The organism is Streptomyces sp. H27-C3 (genome assembly GCF_030063415.1).
Classification (GTDB): Bacteria; Actinomycetota; Actinomycetes; order Streptomycetales; family Streptomycetaceae; genus Streptomyces.
In genome coordinates this window covers 78,679-97,587 of the sequence record NZ_JASITA010000008.1, presented here as the reverse complement: position 1 = coordinate 97,587, position 18,909 = coordinate 78,679, and the positions used below count along the sequence as shown (strand labels likewise).

Sequence of the window (18,909 nt, the reverse complement as noted above, 5' to 3'; positions counted from 1 at the left end):
CCCCGTACTTGGCTCGGAATCCTGGCAGGGACGGGGCTAAACCTCCACAACACAAGGGAGCGAGCGAGTACATGACCACAACAGTGAGCACCACGCCCGGAACACCGTGGCCTCAGCCTAAGCAGCCCGAGCCGTATCCGCAGAAGCCGCACCCAGACGGCGGACCCGGATCACTGATTCCGCCCGGTGAGGCGTTCTACCTGTGAGCCAGAATGAGGGGCGGGACGCTCTCAGCGAACTCGGTTCCAGGCTCGTTAAATCGGGTGCTCTCGTGCCGGACTGGGCCCCCGCATTCGCGGCGGTTCCCCGATCGGCATTCCTGCCAGACCTCATGTGGGCGTACGACATGGATACCCGGCAGACGGTAGCCGTGGACCAGTTCACGGACCCGAACGTTTGGCAGGGATATGCGAGCGCCGATGTCCCCATCGTCACGCAATGGGACGATGGAAAGCACCAGGGACCCAAACCGGGCATGTTGTCCACAAGTTCGGCATCCATGCCGTCCGTGGTGTTCTCCATGCTCCGGGACTTGGACGTTCAACCCGGTAACCGGGTCTTGGACATTGGCACAGGAACAGGGTGGACAACAGCGCTTCTCGCACACCGGCTCGGCGACGTGAACGTGACCTCAATCGAGGTAGATCCCAACGTCGCCGACCACGCGCGCACCGCGCTGACACGGCTTGGAGCCGCTCCCACGGTCGTTACCGGGGATGGCTTCAACGGGCACCCGCCCGGAGCCCCATACGACCGGATCATGGCCACATGCGGACTTCGTCGAATTCCCCATGCCTGGATCGAACAAGCCCGCCCCGGTGCGGTCATCGTGAGCCCGTGGGGTACCCACTTCAGCAACCAAGATGCTGTCGCCCGGCTGGTCGTCGCTGCGGACGGCGAGGCAGCAGTGGGTGCCTTTACGGGACCGGTCGAGTTCATGAAACTTCGGGCGCAGCGACTGCCCCCGGTGACGCACGCCGAATACGTCGGAGAGCACGGCATCCGGTCGGGCCTGGAGTCGGACACGATGGTCACAGAGTCGCAATGGTGCCGAGGATCGTTCGATCCGCTGGAATTCGTGCTTGGGCTCCGCGTCCGGGACTGCGTGCAAGTAATGACAGCCAAGAGCGACGGTGTGCGGTCGGTGTGGCTCTACGGCCTCAAAGACCGGTCATGGGCGTGCGTGATGTTCGTGGACGGGCGGAATGGCGGGCACGTGTGGCAATCCGGCCCCCGCCAACTCTGGGATGAAGCCGAGACGGCTTACCAGTGGTGGGCGGGGAAAGGAAAGCCCGGATACGAGCGCTTCGGGCTCACCGTTACGGCGGAAGGGCAGAGCGCATGGGTAGATGACCCGTCCGATTCCTGGCCGGTCTGAGACCCCCGAAACGGCCCCGTCCGTCTGCTACCCCCGTGGCAGATGGGCGGGGCTTCCTGCATGTTCCGGGGGTAGCGTCGCTGTATGAAAGCAATCCAGATCACAGAGCCGGGCGGGCCGGAAGTGCTCGCATGGTCCACCGTGCCGGACCCCGTAGCGGGGCCGGGGGAAGTGCTCATTGACGTGACCGCTTCGGCCGTCAACCGGGCCGACCTGTTGCAGCGGCAAGGCTTCTATGACCCCCCGCCCGGCACGTCGCCCTATCCGGGGCTTGAGTGCTCCGGACACGTGGCGGAGCTGGGTCCGGGCGTGGTCGGCTGGGAAATTGGTCAGCCGGTGTGCGCCTTGCTCTCAGGTGGGGGCTACGCCGAGAAGGTGGCCGTTCCCGCTGGTCAGGTACTTCCCGTGCCCGATGGGGTGAGCGTGGCGGACGCTGCCGCACTGCCGGAAGCCGTCTGCACCGTGTGGTCAAACGTGTTCATGGGACATGGGGGGACTTGCACAAACTCCAATGTCTTCATGATCGCCCACCTGCGGCCCGGCGAGACGCTGCTGGTGCACGGCGGCGCGAGTGGCATCGGCACGATGGCGATCCAGCTCGCCAAGGCGGTCGGGGCGCGGGTCGCGGTCACCGCGGGCGGTCCGGACAAGCTGGCCCGCTGCGCCGAGTTGGGCGCCGACATTCTTATCGACTACCGCGAGCAGGACTTCGTCCAGGAGCTGCGCAAGGCCACGGACGGGGCCGGCGCGGACGTCATTCTCGACATCATCGGTGCGAAGTACCTGGACCGGAACGTGAAGGCGCTCGCCGTCAACGGCCGCCTCGCGATCATCGGCCTGCAGGGCGGGCTGAAGGGCGAGCTGAACCTCAGCGCCCTGCTGAAGAAGCGTGCGGCCATCACGGCGACGTCGCTGCGGGGCCGGCCGCTGGGTGAGAAGGCCGCGATCGTCGCGGCGGTGCGCGAGCATGTGTGGCCGCTGATCGATGCCGGCCGGGTCCGCCCCGTCGTGGACCAGGTGCTGCCGCTGTCCGATGCCGCGCAGGCCCATCGCGCGCTGGACACGGGCGACCACATCGGCAAGATCCTGCTGACCTCGGGCGCGTAAGCGCGTAGACACGTAGACGTCTACGCACGCAGACACGACGACGTGAGGCCCGGCCCGCAGACTGCGGACCGGGCCTCACGCCTGTGCGCTCGTGGTGATCGCTCTCGTGGCTGCGACTGTGACTGCGACGACTGCGCCTGCGACTACAGATACGGGCCGGAGCGGACCGGGCCGTGGTTGTCGTCCTGGTCGTCGTCCTCGTGGCTCGAACCCGGCGGCAGCGCGCGCCGCATCTGCTCCAGCTGAGCCCGCGCAGCCATCTGCTGGGCGAACAGCGCGGTCTGGATGCCGTGGAAGAGGCCTTCGAGCCAGCCCACCAACTGGGCCTGCGCGATGCGGAGTTCCGCCTCGGAAGGAATGGCCTCGTCGGTGAAGGGCAGCGACAGTCGCTCCAGCTCCTCGACGAGCTCCGGCGCCAGTCCGTCCTCCAGCTCCTTCACGGAGCTGGCATGAATGTTCTTGAGCCGTACTCGGCTCGCCTCGTCAAGGGGAGCTGCTCGGACTTCCTCCAGAAGCTGCTTGATCATGCTGCCGATGCGCATGACCTTCGCAGGCTGTTCGACCATCTCTGTCACTGGGACCTCGCGCGACTCGTCACCGCCGCCGCCGAGAGCCGTTCCGTCCTGTCCCACGACAAGAACCTGGGGGCTCTCCTGCGACCGTTCACTCCTCGGCATCTCCATGCTGCCCATTCTCTCGCACACCTGCGTCTGAACACGGTGTGCCCCCGTACAGAGGTGATCCACCCTGTACGGGGGCACGGGAAGCAGTCGTCCGGCTCAGCCCGCGCTCACGCTTCCGCGCGCCGCGACACGGCGGTGCGGGACCGGGTGACGAGTGCCGCGAGGAGCGCGGCGCCCACCGGGACGACGACGAGCAGGGCCGCGAGGGTCGCCCACGGGACGACGATGGGGACGTTCGGCACGTCGTTCATATAGCCGTAGCCCTGATCCAGGGCCTCTTCGTACCACTTCAGCTCCTGGCGTTCCTCGGCCAGCCGCAGCCCGACCGCGGGCAGTATGCCCGCCGCCGAGCCGAGGATCACGCCCATCGCTGCGACCACCCCGCACTGGAAACCGCTCAGCGTCTTGCGTACCCGCGGGGGTGCGCCGACCGCGGCGAGTGTCTTCAGGTCGGGTTCGGCGTCGGTCTGGGCGAGGCCCGTGGCGATGCCGGCCGCACCGATGGTGACCAGTCCGGCGAAGATGGTCAGGGACAGCAGGATGATGCTGTTGTCGCTGGTGTAGCCCTTTTCGACGTACACATCGCTATCGGCGCCCAGCTGGTCGAGCTCCGCGTTGAGCTTCTGCTCCTGGGTGCTGCTCGGCAGCTTGTCCGTCGAGAAGTACGAACCGAACGGGACGGTGGCGAGCCCGGCGGCCTTCGCGGCCGAAGGCGGCAACACGACCTTGATACCGTACGGCTCCGCGGACTTGGCGGCCTGGTGCACGGGGAGCGACTCGACCTTGCCGGGTGCCTCCTTGCCCTTCTCGACGAGCAGATCGGCCTTCGCGGAGTCGGTGATCAGCTTGATGCCGATCTTCCCCTTCTCGACATTGCGGTGGTCGAAGGCGACGGCCTTGCCGCTCTTGAGCGCGCTGACGGACGCCGGGTCGTTGACGGCGAGCGCCGAAAGAAGCTTCTCGTCGGCGACGACCACTTCCTGCTGGGAGTAGTGGTCGCTCTCCTTGCAGCGCCAGTCCTCGCTCAGCTTGTGGCGCTCGGCCGGTGAGAGTTTGTCCGAGTCGTCCCCGTGGAGGGCGCAGAAGTTGGCCTTGGGCACGACCAACTCGTAGCGCCCGCAGCCCTTCTCGGTGCTGTAGGTCTCGCAGCTGGGCCTGCCGACGACGATCCGGTCCACATCGGCGCGTACGTCGACGGGGTAGTTCTTCTGCACGGCGCTGCGGATGGCCGGGACATCGCGGCCACCGGCCTCCATGTTCTGGAAGGTGATCGCGCCGGCCGGCAACTGGGCCTGGTACGCGGCGCGCTGCTGTACGTCGGCACTGGCGGCGTACGTCGCGACGGCGACCGTGCCCGCGACGGCGGCGAGCACCGCTGCCACGGCGGGGGCCGTACGGCCCCGGTTGCGCACGGCGTCGCGCAGGGCGAGCCGGGGTGACAGCGGCAGCCGGCCGCCGATTTTGCCGAAGAGGCCGACCAGGGCCGGGGTGAGCGCGACGATGCCGAGCTCGGCGAGAGCGCTGCCGCCCGCGACGAAGACGACGCTGTCGGTGGACGTGGCCCCGTACAGGGTGATGGCGACGCCCAGGCCCACCGCGCTCAGGCCGATGACCGGCAGGACGCGGCTGGAGCGGCGGACGCCCCGACGGCCGGTGAGGGCGGCCAGCACGGTCTGCCGGGACGAGGTGATGGCCGGGACGATCGCGGCGAGCAGCCCGGTCACGACGGCGAGCAGGCCGATGCCCAACAGTTCCAGCGGGCGGATGTCGAAGCTGCCGAAGCGCCGGCCCATGTAGCCCTCCAGCACCGGTCGCAGCGCGAAGGTGAGGAGCAGACCGAGCGCGGTGCCGACCACGGCAGCGGCGGCGCCGATGACCAGGCCGCCGGAGAGCACGATGGCGCGGATGTGGCGGCGGTCGCCGCCGTTGGCGCCGACCAGCCCGAGCTGTCGGCTGGAGCGCCGGGCGCCGACCGCGAACGCGGGTCCTGCCAGCAGGCAGATCTCCAGCATGGCCAGGCCGACGACGGTGCCGACCACGGCGATCGCCGCGACCTTGGAGGCGTTGCTCTCCTGGTAGTTGCTCCACTCCTCCTGCTGGAAGAGCGGGACCTCGGAGTCGGGGGGCGGGTTGAGGGACACGGACCGCGAAATGACCGTGATTCCCTGGGCGTTGGTCTTCTTGACCATGTTCCACGTGAAACCGTCGCCGCCGAGCGCGACCAGATAGCTGCTGGTTGCCCCTGTGCCGGGCAGGTCGTCCGCCTTGAGCGCCTTGTCGAGCGGTGCCAGGAACGTGCCCGGAAGTGCGTTGACCTCGTCGGCCTTCAACTTGTTGGGGAGCTCGTACCCACCGACGATCCGGAACTCGCTGTCGAGCCCGCGCGCGGTGAGCGTGGAGCCGATGCTGAGTCCGCTGGACTCCAGGAAGTGGCTGGTCGCGGCGATTTCCCCGGCCTTCGTGGGGAAACGGCCGCTGTTGAGGGTCATCAGACCCTCGGCCAGCGGGTCGGTCGCGATCAGCTCACGGATGTCGGTGCTCAGCAGGCCGTGCTCGGTGCGGAGCTTGCCGCCGCCGGAGGTGTCCTTGAGCGTCTTGGCGCCGGCCGGGATCGCCCCCTTGAGGTCACCGGAACCCTCGGGCCAGGGCTTGTCGTCGAAGTTGCCCACCGGCGTGGGGTTGTGGCCGTCCGGGGCCTGGTGCATGGGCACTCCGCCCAAGCGCGGGTCCTCCAGCCGGGCGTCGGCCGCGCCGAGGAGGCGCTCCATCTTCTGCTCGGTGGACAGTTCGGCGCTGCGCAGCGTCAGATCGGCGGCACTCACCCCGAGGATCGGCAGAGCGATCATGGCAAGGACGAGGGTGCTGCGCCCCTTGAAGCGCCAGGCGTCGCGGCGGGCGATACGGACCGCGGCACGCCAGGCGTGGTACGAGCGGTTCACTTGGTGGCCGCCTGCCCGAAGAGCAGCGAGTCGGCCTGGCTGCGCAGGGTCTCGTCGACAACGGACCCGTCGCGCAGGAAGACGACCCGGTCCGCCCAGGCCGCGAAGCGCGGCTCGTGGGTGACGAGAACCCCGGCCGCGCCTGCGTCGCAGCGGGCCCGCAGCAGGGCGAGTACGGACTCGCCCGTCTCGGAGTCCAGGGCGCCGGTCGGTTCGTCGGCGAGGACGAGGCGGCGGTCGCCCACCAGGGCGCGGGCGATGGCGACGCGCTGCTGTTGGCCGCCGGACATCTCATCGGGGAAGCGGTCGGCGAGTTCGTCCAGGCCCATCTCCTCCAGCGCGGAGACGGCGGACACCCGGGCCTTGCGGGCGGATATGCCGTCCAGCTCGCGGGGCAGGGCGACGTTCTCGGCGGCGGTCAGGGCCGGGATGAGGTTGTAGTCCTGGAAGACGTAACCGACGCTGCGGCGGCGCAGGGCGGCGAGCTCCTTGCGGCTGACGGTCGTGATGTCCGTGCCTTCGACCAGGACCTTCCCCGAGGTGGGGTTGTCCAGCCCGCCCGCGATGGTGAGCAGGGTGGACTTGCCCGAGCCCGACGGGCCCATGACGGCGACGAGTTCACCGGGGAAGACGGAGAGGTCGACGCCGCGCAGGGCGTGCACCTCGGTGGCGCCGCTGCCGTGGACGCGGGTCAGCTGCTGGAGTTGCAGCACAGGCTGCGGTGCCTGCTGTGACTGCTGAGGTTGGTCGAGCATGGAGAAGTTCCCCCTGGGGACGGATAGGAAGGACTACAAGGACGACTGGCATGCGTGATGCACGGCGCGTGGTGCCCCGTGATGCGTCATGCACGACGCGTGGTGCGTTGTGCGCGACGCGGTGGTGCGTTGTGCGCGACGCGTGGTGCGTTGTGCGTTGTGCGCGACGCGTGGTGGGGTGGTGCGTGACGCCGTAGCGTGTAGTGCCGCGTGGTGCGTGGTGGCCTGGCGCGTGTGGCGTGGTCTTGGCGGGCGCCGTACGACGCCTCTATCGCCTCTATCGGCGGGTGCTGGCAGCCGTGTTCGGGGCCGGGCCGGCCGGGCCCGTCGGCTCCTGCCGGCCCGTCGTGTCCGGTGTGTGCGGGGTGGCCGAAGCGTTTCTGGCCCTCAGCGCGGCCGTCGCGGAGAGCCGTGCGAGCCGGGACTCGGAGTGGTCGAGCCAGCGCGCCTCGGCCTCGGTCTGGAAGATCAGCTGTTCCAGGACGAGCAGCCAGGCGACGTCGTCACGCTCCCGGTCGGCGTCACCGCTCTCGACGGCGACGAGTGCCTGCGCCTTGAGGCGGGTGTAGTCCTGCATCGCCTGGAGCGTCGCGTGGCGCTGTGCCTGGATGACGGCCCGGATGTCGACGCCGGGCGCGCCGACGGCCATGGCGAGCTTGATGGCGAGCTCGTCGCGCGGCGGGCTTGCCCGGTCCACGGGCCGCTCGAACCAGCTCTTCAGCTCGCCGCGGCCCACGTCCGTGATGGCGTACAGCGGGTGGCCCGCACCGTCCTCGCCGCCCTGGGCGACCATGCCGTCGCGCTCCAGGCGGCTGAGGGTCGTATAGACCTGCCCGACGTTGAGCGGCCAGGTCGCGCCGGTACGGGACTCGAACTCGGTCCGGAGCTGAGAACCGTAACGAGGGCCTTGCTCAAGGAGGGCGAGTAGCCCGTGGCGGATCGACATACTCAGTATGTATACCGAGTATGCCGTCCGGAGCAACCTTCTTCCGACGGACCTCGGGGGTAGGTCCTGAGAGGGATGAGGGGGTCAGATGCGCCGCAACCGCAGCCCGAGGAACCCCAGTCCGAGCCCCACCAGCGCGACCCCCGCGCCCAGCGGCAGCATATGGATGCCCAGTGCGGCGGGCTGCTCGACGGCCTGCTCCGAAGCCTTGCGCGCGGCTGCCGCCGCCGTGTGGGTGGGGCTGGCGGCCGGCTCGCGCCCCGCCTCCTCGTCGGCCTCGCGAGGGGCCTCGGGAACGTACGACTCAGGGACGACAGGAGAGGCGGGGCGCGAGCCGGCCGCGGTCGAAGAAACTGACGGAGAAGCCGACGAGGAGGGGGACGTGGAGGCCGAGGCGGAGGCGGATCCGGAGGCGGAAGCGGCTTCGGAAGGTCCCGTGGTGGATTCACCCCTCGCGCTCGGGCTGCCGCTCGGGATCGCCGCCGCACTCGCGCTCGGTGAAACGGTCGGTGTCCGCCCCGGCCGTGGGCGTCCCTCACCGGCCGTCCGGCCCGCCAGGCCGTCCGGGGAAGGTGACGCGGTGGCGGCCGCCCGTTCCCGCGCGTCGGCACTGGCGCTCGGCCGGGACCGGGGCTCGGTGGAGGCTCCGGGCGCGCGCTCATCGGCGTACGCACCGCTCACCGGCAGCAGCAGCGCCCCCAGCAGGACCCCCAGCAGCGCCGGCCTGACCGCCACGCGCCGTGGGCGGAGCCTCGGAGCCATGGGACGTCGCCTCCCGTACCGGAATGCACCGGACCGCTGAGTCAGCTGATAGCCGTCCTGAACGAAATATCAGACTCAGCGTCACATGCCCGTACATTTCCGGCACCCCAGGCCACACGAAAGGGGCACGGAAGAGCGAAGGGAGAGGCAGGGAGGTGGGGCGGTGGGCAGTTAGGGGGTGTCCGGCCGATCTCCGCAGATGCGCGTGCCAGACCCCGCGACGCCACGGAGATCGGCCGGACACCCCCTAGGAGGGACGGGGGAGCCAATCGGCCCCGGTCAGCTCTGCGGCGGATTCCCGGTGGAGATCTCCAGCTCGACCGTGAGGTTCTTCGGATCCACGCTCGTGTCTTCCTTGGGGTACTGGCTGACCACGATGTCCTCACCCCAGGTGGGGTCGTCGACCTTCAGTTCCTTGATCTTCCAGCCCGCCGCCTGGAGGCACAGCTTCACCGAGCGGAGGTCCTTGTAGACAAAGCTCGGCAGCTCCACCTGGGCCGCGTCGGTGGTGGACTCCGTGCCGGGGGAGCACTCGGTGGTCTTCATGGTCCTGTCGCGGTCCGGCGGCCTGTGGCCCGGCTGCACGTCCCCGCCCGCGTCCACGGTCGCACTCCGGCTCGGGTCGGCGTTGACCTCGGGGCCCTTCTCGTCGTTCCCGTTGAGCGCGAGCATCGTGACCAGGCCGCCGACGGCCAGCAGCGCCACCACGATCGACCCGACGATCACCGGCATGTTCCGACCGCCGCCGCTGCCACCGCTTCCGCCGTGACTGCCACCGCCCTGACCACCCGAATTCTGCTGCATCGGGGGCGACACGGTGTATGGAGACGGCGCCTGCCCGCCCTGCTGCAGGCCGTGCGTCGCGTACGGCGAAGGCGCGGGCGTGTGCTGGGGGGCCTGGCTCGGGTAGCCGTACCCCGGAGTGGGCGCGGGGGTGGGCGGACCGTACGGGCTCGGCGTCTGCGGTTGGTAGGGCGTCTGGACACTGCCCTGCTGCGGGAAACCGCCGCTCTGGTCGACCGGCGGGAAGACCGCGGCCCCGACACCCGAGCCGCTGGTCGCCGGACCACTGCCGCCGACGATGACGGGCGCGGCGCCGGTCTGGCCCGCGCCGGACACCCGGGCGCACTCGTCGCGCATCGCCGCGGCGCTGGGGAAACGTTCGTTCGGGTTCTTCTTGAGCGCCCGTGCGACGAGGGCGTCGACCGCGGGCGTGATGGATCTGTTGATCGTCGAGGGGGCCACCGGCTCCTCCTGGACATGCGCGTACGCGATGGCCAGCGGGGAGTCCGCGTCGAACGGCAGCCGTCCGGTGATCAGCTGGAAGAGCATGATGCCGACCGAGTAGAGGTCGCTGCGCGCGTCGACCCCGCGGCCGAGGGCCTGCTCGGGCGACAGGTACTGCGGGGTGCCGACGACCATGCCGGTCTGCGTCATCGACGTGACCCCGGACTGCATGGCGCGCGCGATGCCGAAGTCCATGACCTTCACGACGTTGCGCTTGTTCATCATGACGTTGCCCGGCTTGATGTCCCGGTGGACCAGGCCCATCTCGTGGCTGGTCTCCAGCGCGGCCAGCACATCCGCCGTGATCTTCAGCGCCTTGTCGGCGGGCATCGCGCCGTACTGCGTGATGTCCGACTGGAGCACGGAGCCGAGCGGCTGCCCCTCGACGTACTCCATGACGATGTACGGCATGACCGCGCCGGAGCCCTCGGTGGCGCCGGCCTCGGTCAGCGTGTCCTCGCCGGTGTCGAAGACCGAGACGATGTTGGGGTGGGAGAGCTTGGCCACAGCCTGGGCCTCGCGCCGGAAGCGCTCGCGGAAGGACTGCTCACGCCCCAGCTCGGTGTGCAGGGTCTTGATGGCGACCTGCCGGTCCAGCGCGGAGTCGTACGCGAGGTACACCGACGCCATGCCACCTTCTCCGAGCAGGTCGCGCAGCTGGTAACGCCCGCCCGCGACCGAGCCGCCCGCGTAGCGGCCCTGTCCGCCGTCCTGGCTCATGACTGTGCTTCCCCCTCGGCGCGCGGCAACCCCGCGGTGATCTGTGATTTACGGGCCAAGTCTGCCCGAGGGCACTGACACGTCAAGCGAGGTGCCCGTTCCGTGACCGTACGCGCAAGAAGCGTCTCGGAAGCGTTACAGGACGGGGATGGAATTTGCCTGGGTACAGCGACAACAGGTTTGATGGCTCGCTATCTCGAAACTGAGCGTCACGCGGAGCCTGTAGCGTGACGTCGCGGTGCACCCTGAGGACCAGTGCAGACTCTGAGGACCGTGCGGACCGTGCGGAGCATCAAGACGATCACCGCGGACGCGGACAGAAACGACGGCGAGGACTGATGGCACCCGAGACCGAGGGAAGCGGCGGCGGAGTGTCGGATGCGCCGGAAGCGTGGGGCAACCACGGGCTGGTCGGAGACGGCCGCTACCGGATGACGCACCGCCTCGGACGTGGCGGCATGGCCGAGGTGTTCGCGGCCGAGGACGTACGGCTCGGCCGCACCGTGGCCGTGAAGCTGCTGCGTTCCGACCTGGCCGAGGACCCCGTGTCCAAGGCCCGGTTCACCCGTGAGGCACAGTCGGTCGCCGGCCTCAACCACCATGCCGTCGTCGCCGTGTACGACTCCGGCGAGGACCAGGTCGGGTCGGCCGTTGTCCCCTACATCGTGATGGAGCTCGTCGAGGGCCGCACGATCCGCGAGCTGCTGATGCACGCGGAGCCGCCGGGCCCCGAGCAGGCGTTGATCATCGTCTCCGGGGTGCTCGAAGCGCTCGCGTACAGCCACCAGCACGGCATCGTGCACCGCGACATCAAGCCCGCGAACGTGATCATCACGGACAGCGGCGCGGTCAAGGTCATGGACTTCGGCATCGCCCGCGCCCTGCACGGCGCGCAGGCCACGATGACGCAGACCGGCATGGTCATGGGCACGCCCCAGTACCTCTCGCCCGAGCAGGCGCTCGGCAAGGCCGTCGACCACCGCAGCGACCTGTACGCGACGGGCTGCCTGCTGTACGAACTCCTCGCCCAGCGGCCCCCGTTCACCGGTGAGACGCCGCTTTCGGTGGTGTACCAGCACGTCCAGGACATCCCCGTGCCGCCGTCCGAGATGTCGGACGTGGCGCCGCCCGAGCTCGACGGGCTCGTCATGCGCTCCCTCGCGAAGGACCCGGACGACCGGTTCCAGAGCGCGGAGGAGATGCGCGGGCTCATCCAGTACGGCCTGTCGATGCTCCAGGAGCAGGGCAGCCACACCGGTACGTGGAACACCGGCCCCGTCGCAATGCACGAGGGCGGCTCCACCCCCGCCGCCGGCACCTACGCGACGACCGCGCTCGGCCACCCGAACCACGGCGACACCTCGCAGTTGCGGGCCGGCGGTGGCGCGATGCTGCCGCCGATGAACCCCGACGACGGGGCGTACGACGGCAATCGCGGCGGGCGTGGCCGCAAGAGCGGCAAGGGCAAGGTGTGGATCTTCGCGGTGCTGGCGATCATCGCCATCGCGGCGGGCATCGCGTACGCGATGGACCAGGTGGCCGACACCGGGACCAAGAAGCCGGGCACCGACAAGTCCCCCTCGATCTCCAGCACCCCCTCCAAGTCGGAGAAGGAGACCTCGCCGTCCCCGGACGAGGAGACCTCGGCGGACACCGGCAATTCCACGTCCACCGGCGGCAACCATCAGGATCCGACCTACCGGCCCTCCTACACGCCGTCGGACAAGCCCAGCAACACCCCCTCGGAGACGCCCAGCGACACCCCGTCGTCCCCGCCGCCGAGCGACCCGGGCACCACCGAGGGCACGACCGAGGGCACGACCGAGGGCACGACGGAGGGCACGACCGAGGGCAACACCAACGAAGGTGCGAACGGCGACCCCGGCACGGCCGAGGGCAACACCAACGAAGGTGCGACCGAGGGCACGGCCGGCGACCCCGGCGGCACGGTCGAGGGTGCCGCCGGCGGCTGACCCCGCCGGGCGCGTCACCCCGCGAACGCCTCGCACACCGCCTCGTACTCCTTCGTCCACCACACCGCCAGGGCCGACGCCGCAGGAAACTGCGGGTCGGCCCTGCGGTCGTGCAGCTGGTAGCGCCAGCGCAGTATCCAGAAGTCGTTGAGCCGCTCCCACCACACCCGGTGCACCGCGGCGGCCAGTTCGGCCGCGTCCGCCCCCGCCGCGCACCGGTACGCGCGCGCGTAGGCGCGTACCTTCGCCAACTCCAGTTCCCCGGTGGGCCGTACGAAGAAGATCGCCGCGGCCCGTACGGCCTCCTCCGCGCGGGGCTGCACGGCGAGCCGGTCCCAGTCGACGATCGCGGCGGGCTCGGCGCCCCGGTAGAGCAGATTGAGCGGATGGAAGTCGCCGTGCACCCACCCGGTGGCGGGCTCGGCGACCGGCGGGGGCCGCCGGTGCGCGTGCCGTTCCAGCAGGTCGCGGCGTTCCAGGAGACGGTGCTCGGCGAGTACGTCGAAGGCGCGGCGGGGCAGCCGGCCACGGGCCAGCGTCAGCAGCTCGCCGATCAGCTCGTACGTGTCGGCGGGATCGGCGGGATCGGCCAGGCCGGTGGGATCGGCCGGATCCGCGGCTTCGCCCGGTCGGGCGGGCGGAATCGGGCGGGCGGAACCGGACGCGTCGGCGCGATCGGGAGGCCGCCGCGCCTCCGCCCCCATCACCAGGTCGAGGCAGGTGTGCACGAGCCCGAGCAGCGACCCCAGCCGCAGTGACTCCACCGCCGTGAGCTGGGCGCCGTCGCGGTGCCGGCCGTCGATCCAGGGGTGCAGCGCGTAGTAGCGGCCCCCGATCACCGTCACGGTGCCGCCGTCGGTGTCCTCGACGGGCGGCGCGACGGGGATGCCGAGTGTCTGGAGGTGATGGGTGGCGCGGTGCTGGCGGCTGATGGTGGCGTGGTCGCCGTCGAGGTGGTGCTTGAGGAAGAAGTCGCCCCGGGTGGTGGCGAGGCGGTAGCCGTGGTTCAGCAGGCCCTGTGCGACGGGCTCGCAGGACAGGGGCTCACCGGTGTTCGTGTAGCGGCGCAGCAGGGCGCGTACGGGCGGCAGCGGGGCCCTGGCGGACGCTGTGGAGGCTGCGGGGCATGCGGCTGCGGGCAGGGGCGCGGCGGGTGCATATGAGCGTGGCACTCGCCAGATGTTAGATCACAGTGCGTGCTCGAACTGTCGCTCCTGGGCACCGTGCAGCGAGTGCACGGTGACGAACCGCGGTTCGATGCGCATGTAGACCGGGTCGAAGAGCGCGCCGTCGACGTACAGCGGCCCGGAGCCGAAGAGTTCGAGCTCGGCGTTGGTCGGCTCGAAGATCTCGGCGGTGCCGGTGAACTGGACGGACCACAGCTCGTCGGCGCTGGAGTTGAAATTGTCCGCGCCGTACGCGACCACGCTGCCGTTGCAGGCCTGGTGGTGGCCGAATCCGGTGTGCATGCGCAGCAGCACCCGGCCCTCCACCACGACGTGCCTGGCGACGGCCAGGAACGGCAGGGCTCGCATGCTCGTCGCGACTCGGCCGTACGGGACGCGGCGGAGCAGTTCGACGGCGTGGAGTTCCTCGGAAGACGCGGAAGGCATGGAATTCACTCTCGGACACCTTCCGGGCGCCCGGAAGGGACGTAAGTCCCGAAGAAAGTCCCGCAGTGATAACGATCAGGAACTCTGTGTCATCACGACCGAGGTGCTTGCCACCGTCAGCGGTGCGACTTGTTCTCCTCCGCCTGCTTGCGCGCCACATAGGCGGCGGCCTGCGAGCGGCGTTCCATACCCAGCTTGGAGAGCAGGCTGGAGACGTAATTCTTGATCGTCTTCTCGGCGAGGTGCAGTCTTTCGCCGATCACCCGGTTGGTCAGGCCCTCGCCGATCAGGTCCAGGATCTTGCGCTCCTGCTCGGTGAGGTTCGCGAGCCTGCTGTCGCTCTTGGGGCTGTTGCCCGAGCGCAGCCGCTCCAGGACGCGGGCAGTGGCCACCGGGTCGAGCAGCGACTTGCCGGCCGCGACGTCCCGTACGGCGTTCAGCAGCTCATTGCCGCGGATCGCCTTGAGTACGTAACCGGATGCGCCCGCCATAATTGCGTCGAAAAGGGCCTCGTCGTCCGCGTACGAGGTCAACATCAGGCATTTGATGTCCTCGTTCTGTGAACGGACCTCGCGGCAGACCTCCACACCGCTGCCGTCGGGCAGGCGTACGTCGAGAACGGCTACGTCCGGACGGGTCGCAACGATCCTGACCAGGGCATCTGCCGCCGTTCCTGCCTCGCCGACGACCTCGATGTCGTCCTCTGTGGAGAGCAGCTCATGGACACCGCGGCGGACGACCTCGTGGTCGTCAACCAGAAATACCTGGATTTTTCCATCTTCGCGCACGCCGTCATCCTCACACACCAAGTCTTCCCGTGCCGCTGGTGAGCGGGATAACGTGCCGTTGTTCCGGCGGCCTGCGAGGCTGTGACCAGTGGTTGTTCCCGAATTCCTCGATTTACTTGGAAATCCAAGCAAAATCGCAGGTCAAGTGGGGTTTCGCAGTTGTGCGAAGCACTGGGTAACGTGCTTATTGCAGGGCGCTCGCCGGGGCACCTGTCACGCCTGTTCCCCGCCGAGTCGCACCCACCCCGTGCACAAGGACGGATACAGGCGAGCCGCACTGGTCACCGGCTACCCCGGGGGCCGGACAGACGGAGGAGCACGCACGTGACCGTGGAGAGCACTGCCGCGCGTAAGCCACGACGCAGCAGCACCAAGCGCGTCAGCGCCAAGAAACCCCAGCCTGAGACCGGCACGGACCCCGAGCTCGTACAGCTGCTCACGCCCGACGGCGTCCGGGTCGAGCACCCGGACTACGCGATCGACCTGAGCGCGGACGAGCTGCGCGCGCTGTACCGGGACATGGTCCTCACGCGTCGCTTCGACGCCGAGGCCACCGCGCTCCAGCGTCAGGGCGAGCTGGGCCTGTGGGCCTCGCTGCTCGGCCAGGAGGCCGCCCAGATCGGCTCCGCCCGCGCCCTGCGCGACGACGACTACGTCTTCCCGACGTACCGCGAGCACGGAGTCGCCTGGTGTCGTGGGGTCGACCCGACCAATCTGCTCGGCATGTTCCGTGGTGTGAACCACGGCGGCTGGGACCCGACCACGAATAATTTCCATCTGTACACGATCGTCATCGGCTCGCAGACGCTGCACGCGACCGGTTACGCGATGGGTGTCGCCAAGGACGGCGCGGACTCCGCGGTCATCGCGTACTTCGGTGACGGCGCCTCCAGCCAGGGCGATGTGGCGGAAGCCTTCACCTTCGGCGCGGTCTACAACGCCCCGGTCGTCTTCTTCTGCCAGAACAACCAGTGGGCGATCTCCGAGCCCACCGAGAAGCAGATGCGCGTTCCGCTCTACCAGCGCGCGCAGGGCTACGGCTTCCCCGGCGTCCGCGTCGACGGCAATGACGTGCTTGCCTGCCTGGCCGTGACCCGCTGGGCGCTGGAGCGCGCCCGCCGCGGCGAGGGTCCGACGCTGGTCGAGGCGTTCACGTACCGGATGGGCGCCCACACCACCTCCGACGACCCGACCAAGTACCGGGCGGACGAGGAGCGCGAGGCCTGGGTGGCGAAGGACCCGATCCTGCGGGTGCGCGCGTACCTGGAGAAGGAGGGCCTGGCCGACGAGGCGTACTTCGCCGGTCTTGAGGACGAGAGCGAGACGCTCGGCAAGCGGGTCCGCGAGGCGGTGCGGGCGATGCCCCAGCCCGACCAGCTGGCGATCTTCGAGAACGTCTACGCCGACGGGCACGCGCTCGTCGACGAGGAGCGCGCGCAGTTCCTCGCCTACCAGGCGTCCTTCACCGAGGGCTCTGCGTCCGAGGAGGGCAACTAATCATGGCCGCACAGAAGTTGCCCCTCGCCAAAGCGATCAACGAGTCACTGCGCAAGGCCCTCGAAACCGACCCCAAGGTCCTGATCATGGGTGAGGACGTCGGCAAGCTCGGCGGCGTCTTCCGGGTCACCGACGGGCTCCAGAAGGACTTCGGCGAGGACCGGGTCATCGACACCCCGCTCGCCGAGTCCGGCATCGTCGGCACGGCGATCGGCCTGGCGCTGCGCGGCTACCGCCCGGTCGTGGAGATCCAGTTCGACGGGTTCGTCTTCCCCGCGTACGACCAGATCGTCACGCAGCTCGCGAAGATGCACGCCCGCTCGCTCGGCAAGATCAAGATGCCGGTCGTCATCCGCATTCCGTACGGCGGCGGCATCGGCGCGGTCGAGCACCACAGCGAGTCCCCCGAGGCGCTCTTCGCGCACGTCGCGGGCCTGAAGGTGGTCTCGCCCTCCAACTCGTCCGACGCGTACTGGATGATGCAGCAGGCCATCCAGAGCAACGACCCGGTGATCTTCTTCGAGCCGAAGCGGCGCTACTGGGACAAGAGCGAGGTCGACACCGAGGCCATTCCGGGCCCGCTCCACAAGGCCCGTGTGGTCCAGGCGGGTTCGGACCTGACGCTCGCGGCGTACGGCCCGATGGTGAAGGTCTGCGTCGAGGCCGCGGCTGCCGCGGCCGAGGAGGGCAAGTCCGTCGAGGTGCTCGATCTGCGCTCGATGTCCCCCATCGACTTCGACACGATCCAGACGTCGGTGGAGAAGACGCGCCGCCTGGTGGTGGTGCACGAGGCTCCGGTCTTCTACGGTTCGGGCGCGGAGATCGCGGCCCGCATCACTGAGCGGTGCTTCTACCACCTGGAGGCGCCGGTGCTGCGGGTCGGCGGCTACCACGCCCCGTACCCGCCCGCCCGCCTGGAGGACGAGTACCTGCCGGGCCTCGACCGGGTACTCGACGCCGTCGACCGCTCGCTTGCGTACTGAGGAGAGCCGTGACGATGACTGAGACCCAGACTTCCCAGCGTTTCCGTGAGTTCAAGATGCCCGACGTGGGCGAGGGGCTCACCGAGGCGGAGATCCTCAAGTGGTACGTCCAGCCGGGCGACACCGTCACCGACGGCCAGGTCGTGTGCGAGGTCGAGACCGCGAAGGCGGCCGTCGAACTGCCCATCCCGTACGACGGGGTGGTGCACGAGCTGCGCTTCGGCGAGGGCGTGACGGTCGACGTCGGCCAGGTGATCATCACCGTCGACGTGGCGCCGGGCACGGCGCTGCCGGCCGCTCCGGCCGCCGCTCCCGAGCCGGTGGTGGCCGACGCACCCAAGGGCCGTACGCCGGTCCTCGTCGGCTACGGCGTGTCCGAGGCGTCCACCAAGCGCCGCCCGCGCAAGGGCAACGCCACGGCTGTTCCTGAACAGGCGCAGCCGGCCCAGCAGGCGGCCGCCGCGCTCCAGGCCGAGATGAACGGGCACAGCGGCGCGGTTACCGCGACGGCCCCGGCGCCCGCCGGGGCCCGCCCGCTGGCCAAGCCCCCGGTCCGCAAGCTCGCCAAGGACCTGGGCATCGACCTCGCGACGATCACGCCGACGGGCCCGGACGGCGTCGTCACCCGCGAGGACGTCCACGCCGCGGTGGCCGCACCGCAGGCGCAGCCGGTCGCCGAGCCCGCCGTGGTGACGTCGGCACCGGTGGCGGTGGACGCGGGCGCGCGGGAGACCCGTACCCCCATCAAGGGCGTACGCAAGGCCATCGCGACAGCCATGGTGAACAGCGCCTTCACCGCGCCGCACGTCACCGAGTTCGTCACCTTCGACGTGACGCGCACGATGAAGCTCGTCGAGGAGCTGAAGGCCGACAAGGACATGGCCGGGGTACGGGTCAACCCGCTGCTCCTCATCTCCAAGGCCCTGCTGGTCGCCATCAAGCGCAACCCGGACGTCAACGCGGCCTGGGACGAGGCGAACCAGGAGATCGTGCACAAGAGCTACGTGAACCTGGGCATCGCCGCCGCCACCCCACGCGGCCTGATCGTCCCGAACATCAAGGACGCGCACGCCAAGACGCTGCCCGAACTGGCAGCGTCGCTCGGCGAGTTGGTGACGACGGCCCGCGAGGGCAAGACGTCACCTGCGGCGATGCAGGGCGGCACGGTGACCATCACCAACGTCGGCGTCTTCGGCATCGACACCGGCACGCCGATCCTCAACCCGGGCGAGTCCGCGATCCTCGCGGTCGGTGCGATCAAGCTCCAGCCGTGGGTCCACAAGGGCAAGGTCAAGCCCCGGCAGGTGACGACCCTCGCCCTGTCCTTCGATCACCGCCTGGTCGACGGCGAGCTGGGCTCCCGGGTCCTCGCGGATGTCGCGGCGATTCTGGAACAGCCGAAGCGGTTGATTACTTGGGCGTGACGGCCTGATGCCCTGACGGCCTGATGCCCCGACGGCCCGAAGAAAGACCACACA

General features: G+C 69.5%; 15 protein-coding genes. 6 read left to right on the top strand and 9 right to left on the bottom strand.

Translation table 11 applies throughout. From position 1 onward, the window contains the following. The first annotated feature begins 202 nt into the window (after positions 1–202). Entirely contained in the window at positions 203–1,378 is a 1,176-nt protein-coding gene (locus tag QMK30_RS10095) for a methyltransferase domain-containing protein (protein WP_283516932.1), read from the top strand. Between the two features lie 84 nt (positions 1,379–1,462). Next, positions 1,463–2,485, top strand: coding sequence for an NAD(P)H-quinone oxidoreductase (locus tag QMK30_RS10090; RefSeq protein WP_283516931.1), 1,023 nt, complete (start codon positions 1,463–1,465; stop codon positions 2,483–2,485). Between the two features lie 143 nt (positions 2,486–2,628). On the opposite strand, the gene QMK30_RS10085 is transcribed toward QMK30_RS10090, so the two are convergent. From QMK30_RS10085 to QMK30_RS10060, 6 genes are all read right to left on the bottom strand, one after another. Next, positions 2,629–3,168 (bottom strand): bacterial proteasome activator family protein, encoded by a 540-nt coding sequence (locus QMK30_RS10085; RefSeq protein ID WP_283516929.1) that lies wholly within the window; start codon positions 3,166–3,168, stop codon positions 2,629–2,631. Positions 3,169–3,275: 107 nt separating this feature from the next. Beyond that, positions 3,276–6,107, bottom strand: coding sequence for an FtsX-like permease family protein (locus QMK30_RS10080; protein ID WP_283516928.1), 2,832 nt, complete (start codon positions 6,105–6,107; stop codon positions 3,276–3,278). Next, complete coding sequence (locus QMK30_RS10075) at positions 6,104–6,862, bottom strand: ABC transporter ATP-binding protein (protein ID WP_283516926.1); 759 nt, start codon at positions 6,860–6,862, stop codon at positions 6,104–6,106. The genes QMK30_RS10080 and QMK30_RS10075 overlap by 4 nt, the downstream gene beginning before the upstream one ends. Positions 6,863–7,139: 277 nt before the next feature. Then, a complete protein-coding gene (locus tag QMK30_RS10070; RefSeq protein WP_283516924.1) occupies positions 7,140–7,808 on the bottom strand; it encodes a PadR family transcriptional regulator in 669 nt (222 codons plus the stop codon). Positions 7,809–7,892: 84 nt separating this feature from the next. Next, positions 7,893–8,570, bottom strand: coding sequence for a hypothetical protein (locus QMK30_RS10065; protein ID WP_283516923.1), 678 nt, complete (start codon positions 8,568–8,570; stop codon positions 7,893–7,895). A gap of 279 nt (positions 8,571–8,849) precedes the next feature. After that, a complete protein-coding gene (locus QMK30_RS10060; protein ID WP_283516922.1) occupies positions 8,850–10,577 on the bottom strand; it encodes a protein kinase domain-containing protein in 1,728 nt (575 codons plus the stop codon). A 338-nt stretch (positions 10,578–10,915) separates the two neighbouring features. On the opposite strand from QMK30_RS10060, the gene QMK30_RS10055 reads away from it, so the two are divergent. Beyond that, on the top strand, positions 10,916–12,550 hold the full coding sequence (locus QMK30_RS10055) for a protein kinase domain-containing protein (RefSeq protein WP_283516920.1): 1,635 nt from the start codon (positions 10,916–10,918) through the stop codon (positions 12,548–12,550). 14 nt (positions 12,551–12,564) lie between these two features. On the opposite strand, the gene QMK30_RS10050 is transcribed toward QMK30_RS10055, so the two are convergent. The 3 genes from QMK30_RS10050 to QMK30_RS10040 form a co-directional block, all read right to left on the bottom strand. After that, a complete protein-coding gene (locus tag QMK30_RS10050) occupies positions 12,565–13,692 on the bottom strand; it encodes a phosphotransferase (protein ID WP_283517150.1) in 1,128 nt (375 codons plus the stop codon). 45 nt (positions 13,693–13,737) lie between these two features. Further along, positions 13,738–14,163, bottom strand: coding sequence for a pyridoxamine 5'-phosphate oxidase family protein (locus tag QMK30_RS10045; RefSeq protein ID WP_283516918.1), 426 nt, complete (start codon positions 14,161–14,163; stop codon positions 13,738–13,740). 116 nt (positions 14,164–14,279) lie between these two features. Beyond that, a complete protein-coding gene (locus QMK30_RS10040) occupies positions 14,280–14,951 on the bottom strand; it encodes a response regulator (RefSeq protein WP_283516916.1) in 672 nt (223 codons plus the stop codon). 324 nt (positions 14,952–15,275) lie between these two features. Here QMK30_RS10040 and pdhA point away from each other — a divergent pair, with 324 nt between their 5' ends. The 3 genes from pdhA to QMK30_RS10025 are packed head-to-tail and all read left to right on the top strand — an operon-like array spanning position 15,276 to position 18,855. Next, entirely contained in the window at positions 15,276–16,448 is a 1,173-nt protein-coding gene (gene pdhA, locus QMK30_RS10035; RefSeq protein ID WP_283516914.1) for a pyruvate dehydrogenase (acetyl-transferring) E1 component subunit alpha, read from the top strand. A 2-nt stretch (positions 16,449–16,450) separates the two neighbouring features. Next, on the top strand, positions 16,451–17,431 hold the full coding sequence (locus QMK30_RS10030; RefSeq protein ID WP_283516912.1) for an alpha-ketoacid dehydrogenase subunit beta: 981 nt from the start codon (positions 16,451–16,453) through the stop codon (positions 17,429–17,431). Between the two features lie 14 nt (positions 17,432–17,445). Beyond that, positions 17,446–18,855 (top strand): dihydrolipoamide acetyltransferase family protein, encoded by a 1,410-nt coding sequence (locus QMK30_RS10025; RefSeq protein ID WP_283516910.1) that lies wholly within the window; start codon positions 17,446–17,448, stop codon positions 18,853–18,855. Positions 18,856–18,909: the final 54 nt, after the last annotated feature.